At 41.3% G+C, this 4,785-nt stretch carries 2 protein-coding genes; both read right to left on the bottom strand.

Going from position 1 to position 4,785, the window contains the following annotated elements; genetic code table 11:
- Positions 1 to 314: 314 nt before the first annotated feature.
- A complete protein-coding gene (locus IQ234_RS19925; protein ID WP_193958350.1) occupies positions 315 to 2,552 on the bottom strand; it encodes an FUSC family protein in 2,238 nt (745 codons plus the stop codon).
- Positions 2,553 to 2,793: 241 nt separating this feature from the next.
- Positions 2,794 to 4,239: an Ig-like domain-containing protein gene (locus tag IQ234_RS19920; RefSeq protein WP_110579975.1), complete on the bottom strand. Its 1,446-nt coding sequence runs from the start codon at positions 4,237 to 4,239 to the stop codon at positions 2,794 to 2,796.
- Positions 4,240 to 4,785: the final 546 nt, after the last annotated feature.

Below are 4,785 nucleotides of genomic sequence, written 5' to 3'. Positions count from 1 at the left end.
TTGGGGGCGGCACTTCGACAGGCTCAGTGACCGCGCCACGCCCCCAACGGGGGGTTTGGGGGGTAGAACCCCCCAAAGGCTTGGATTGAGTGATAAAATCGGAAGTAATGACCAATTTTAGAAGATAGTTTCCCTTTCAAAATACCAACTCAGTAGATTTACAAAAATTTTGTTGTAAGTAGTCGGACATAAATTCTGTTGTCTATCTTAAGAAATGTAAATTGCCGCAATTCTTACTGACTCCTGACTCCTGACTCCTGACTCCTTACCCCACAGTTAACTTTACTTTTGTCCAACTACTTAATAACTAAATTTTAACTTCTAATAAAACGATCAATTGCTGTATTCATTGTCCCAACACGACGGGATAATTCCACAAGTTCCGTGGTGACAATATTATAATCCCTTAAATATTTCTGGAGATTAGTTCCCTCTTTTTGATTGCCAATTTCCACTAACCTTTCCTCTCGCAATTCTTGCAAATGATCGAGGATATTTTCTAAAGTATCTTCGAGGGGGGGTAAGGGAGAAGGAGGATTATTTGCTTGCAAAGCTTGGGTTAATTGCGTCAAAGCTTGGGTTATTTGTTGCGTGAACAGACTTAGATTAGGATGGGGAGGACTACCGCGATATTGTTCCAATTCCGTCAACAAAACTGTCACCCCGCGACCAAAACGAGGAATATAATTACTTAAAGTGATTGCTGGTTCCATTTGTGGAAAAGGTGTGCTAGGATCATCAATTAATCTTTGTAGCGCTGTTTGCATAGTTGTATTTGCTCGTCGAGCTTTATTGCGATGGGAAGATAAAATTGCAGTTTGATAGGATGATTCTCCTAAATAAACTGCCATAACTGACTGAAAATATACTTGATTAGCTTCTAATGCTTTAATGGCAGCGAGGGAAAAACGTTCATCTTCATTAACCCGTAAAAAACCGAAGGAAAGTACAAAAGCTAAAGCACTACCAATTAAAGTATAAACTATTCTGATATACTCTAAATTAATCCCGTCATTGCTGGCATCGAGACGACTGATAATTAAAGCAAAAATTGTGATAAAAAATACTGCCAAGCTATAGTGAAATCGCACTAAAGCTAAAGCGATCGATATAGAAATTACCCCAATAATTTCTAACCAGATCGAATTGTCTATAATTGGCAACAATGCCAAAATAAAAAACGAGCCTAAAATCGTGCCAAACACCCGATTAAAAAAGCGTTGAAAAGTCAAGCTAAAATCTGGTTTTAACACAATAACTAAGGTTAAACCAATCCAAAAACTATGGGTAATTCCTAGCTTATTGTAGATCAACACTCCTAGGGCACTTCCCAAACCCAAGCGTAAACCATGGCGAAATAGGGGCGATTCTAGATTAAAATTAGATTTTAATGGTTCCCACCAAGCTTTTTCTTGACCGTACTCTTTTTCTATCCCTTCAAAGTTCCGCTGCCAGGGATTTTTTTTATCTGAAAATTCCTCGCTTTGCCGCAAATGTTGCGCTGTTTCACTAGCTATTTTTAGCTGTTTAAATAATTTTTTTAAACGATTATTTAATTGAGAAATTGCCACATAACTGCTATAATCATCCTGAGCATTTTCCAAAACTTTAGCTTGCAGGTTTTTTTGTTGCTCGATCGCCTTGAGTAATAGCTGCAAGCGCTCACAATCCGGTCGTTTATTTCTACCCAAAATTAACCCGGCAATATCTTCGCTAATTTCCGCCACCTGCACGAGAATATCTTCTAATAAAATACCCACCGTGGTCAGTTGTGGCAAGGGATGAAGATGAAGCAATTCTCGCAGCGCAATTAAGCTGGTATTAATGCGATCGCTATCTTCAATCAAGACGATTAATAATTCCCGCAGCTCATTCTTTCCCCAACGTCCCCGACGCGTCAAGGTGACAGTTTTCCTCGAACGGAGCAACAGTTGGCGAATTTGGTCAAAATATGGCTCCTCATGAGCATTAGAACAAGAGTGTAAGGGCAAAGAGCGGAGATAGGTGGCGATACCCTGAAAATTTTCCGCCGTTACCTGACGTAAAGGCTGATTAGGACGAAAAGGCCAGATAAACAGCGCTAAAAAAATTGTCCATCCCCCCCCCAAAACAGCGATTCCGGCCCGTTGTAAAGCGACGACCATATCTCCCGATGGTAGAGAAACAGCAAAAAGCAGCAATAAACTGATTACTACCCCAGCTAACGCCCCATTTTCCCCGTAAACCGTCAAATAACCCGCTAGAAACAACCCACAAAAAACTATCACTACGGTCAATCCTAGCCAAGCACTGGCTAATGTGCCGATAATCAAAGCTAGAGCCATCCCGATAGTCGTAGCGACTAGGGTTTTCGCTCTCAGGCAGTAAAGTCCCCCCACATCGGCTAAAATCGAGGTTTGAGCCGCTAAACCGACCATTAACCCCACTTCTGACCGATCTAAAATATCACCGATAATAATCGGCACTGTGATGGCTAATAAAGTCCGAATCCCCCGCTCGATCTCGATATCGCCACTAGGACGCAATAAAAAACCAAATCGCTGAAGTAGCATATAGCACTTATCTTAATGGTGAGGTATGAGGTTTTCGTTTTCGGGAGTCATACTAAATCCCGTGAGTATAGGCTAGTTATGAGGAGAGGCACTCCTGCAAAAGAGGGAATAAATAATCAGTCTTTAATAACCGGATTTAGTATCAGTATTCTCCGAGTCACCTGATTAGGGAAAGATTTCTCTCCTGTCTCCTGTCTCCTGTCTCCTGACTCCTAACTCCTAACTCCTTAATTCTGCTGTATTAGGGCAGCCAACGGGGTTTAAAACCAGCGTTGAGTTCTTGAGGTAAAATTTTCGGGATGCTATTGGGACTGAACTGATCAGGAAGCGGTAATAACCAGAGACGACCATCGGCAATGCTCGACCCCTCCCCAGTGACTAAATCATTTCCGACTCCAAAGGGTATGGTTGCTAACTGATCAAATAATAAAGCCACGCCATCGGGAGACATACTCATCTGCACGTCACGATAATTAGGTAAAGCCAGCAGGGGGATCATTTTACCCGTTTCTAGCTCAATAATCCCTAAAAATGGTTCTTCTTTCACCTTACCATCGCTGCCCATAACCAGATCGCTTTTCAGACAGTAAAGGGTTTTTTCCTGTCTCGGTTCAAATTCACAGCTAATAATCGGATTAGCTGTTCTTAATAGTAGTCTTGACTCTCCCCGATCGTTGAGCAAAAATAGCGATCGCTGATTATCCGGTTCCGATTTCACCATCAGTTTTTGGCGACCATCCCGGGAAAAAGCAAGTATTTTCTCGTAGGTGGTCAAAAATTGCGGTTTTCCCCCTTGTACATCCAAAGGAATCACCGCTACCCCTCCCGTTTGACTGACAACCGCTTTTTTACCGTCAGGAGATAGTAAAAAATTATCCCCTTGTATTCCTAACGGTCGCGATTGTCGATCATCGCTGATTACCCATAAACTGGCATCCCCCGGATTCCCATGATTAATTCTCTGCACGATTAGGGTTTTGCCGTTATCTGAGAGATTAAAACGAAGATTTTGATAGGTTTTCGCATCTAAAAACCTTTCTATACGACCACTGGCCAAATTTTGACTATTTTCGTCATGATTTAAACCCGTGGTAATTGTATAAAGTTGCTGTTTTGGGGTATCTCGTCCTAAGTCAGAGCGATCAAAGGCCGAGAATAAAATTCTATCCCCCCTCGGATAGATTTGAAAATCCGTGACCACCAGATCCCCAGGGGTAAGGATGGTTTTTTTCAGTTCCGTGACGTTATTTGGCCCCTGAATGATATTACAGACGATTAAACGGCCTCTTTCCTCTTGGTTGACTCCAATATAGGCAAAAGCTCGATCGTGGCTGTAAAATTCCCCGATAAAGTCCTCACCTTGAGCAATAGGTAACTTTACTTGATATTTTTTGCCGTAGATGGGCAATTCCGTCAAAGTATAGGTCAAGCGATCTCCGGCCCAGCTAATTTTACCCGGTAAGGGAGGATTGATCACCAAGCTGGTTTCCACGTCGGAACGGTCAATCGGTCGATTAAAACTTAAAGTAAAATAATTGTCCCTAACGCCGATTTTTCGCCCTTGCCAGCTAAAATTCTCCCCTCTGGTAGGAACTTGATTTCCTTGTATCAAAATCGACGATATCGCAGCAATTAAAGCCAAAATACTCGCTAACACTAAGCGATCGAACCAAGCTAATCTTTTCATCAGTTATCAGTTATCAGGAGATTGCTTTTATTTATTCTCCCATCTCCCCCCTCTACAATAATTACTCGCAACCAGAAATACATTTGGCTAATATCATACTTTCTGCTTTTTGTCAAAAAAACTTTTTTTTTGCCATAAAACTACACAAAAAAAAGATCATCGTTGTGGGTGAAATTGACTAATTTACCGGTCTTAAATAGGATCACCTTCTAGGTGTGGCAAGAGTTTCAACCATTGCTGCCCAAAAAAGCACAAAACAACCCACTATGAAATTCTATCAAATCACTGTAACCATTACAACATCGTTGTTAAATAATAATCTTTCTCAATTAATTCTTAAGAATTTATAAATATTGCGGAATGTTAATTTAAATATTCTCAAGTTTTTGGAGTTAGTAGATAATTTTTGCTTATCTTTGTCGGAAAATAGAACTCCTGCAAAAATCCCACATCTACCATGGGGTTAGGATTCAGGAGTGAGGATTCAGGAGTCAGGAGATAGGAGTCAGGTTTTAGGTGTTGGGGGTTGGGGTTTTGGGGTTTTGG

Source organism: Microcystis aeruginosa LEGE 91341, assembly GCF_015206885.1.
Taxonomy (GTDB): domain Bacteria; phylum Cyanobacteriota; class Cyanobacteriia; order Cyanobacteriales; family Microcystaceae; genus Microcystis; species Microcystis aeruginosa_H.
Note: the sequence above shows the minus strand (reverse complement) of the source record. Positions and strands in the feature narration are given on the sequence as shown.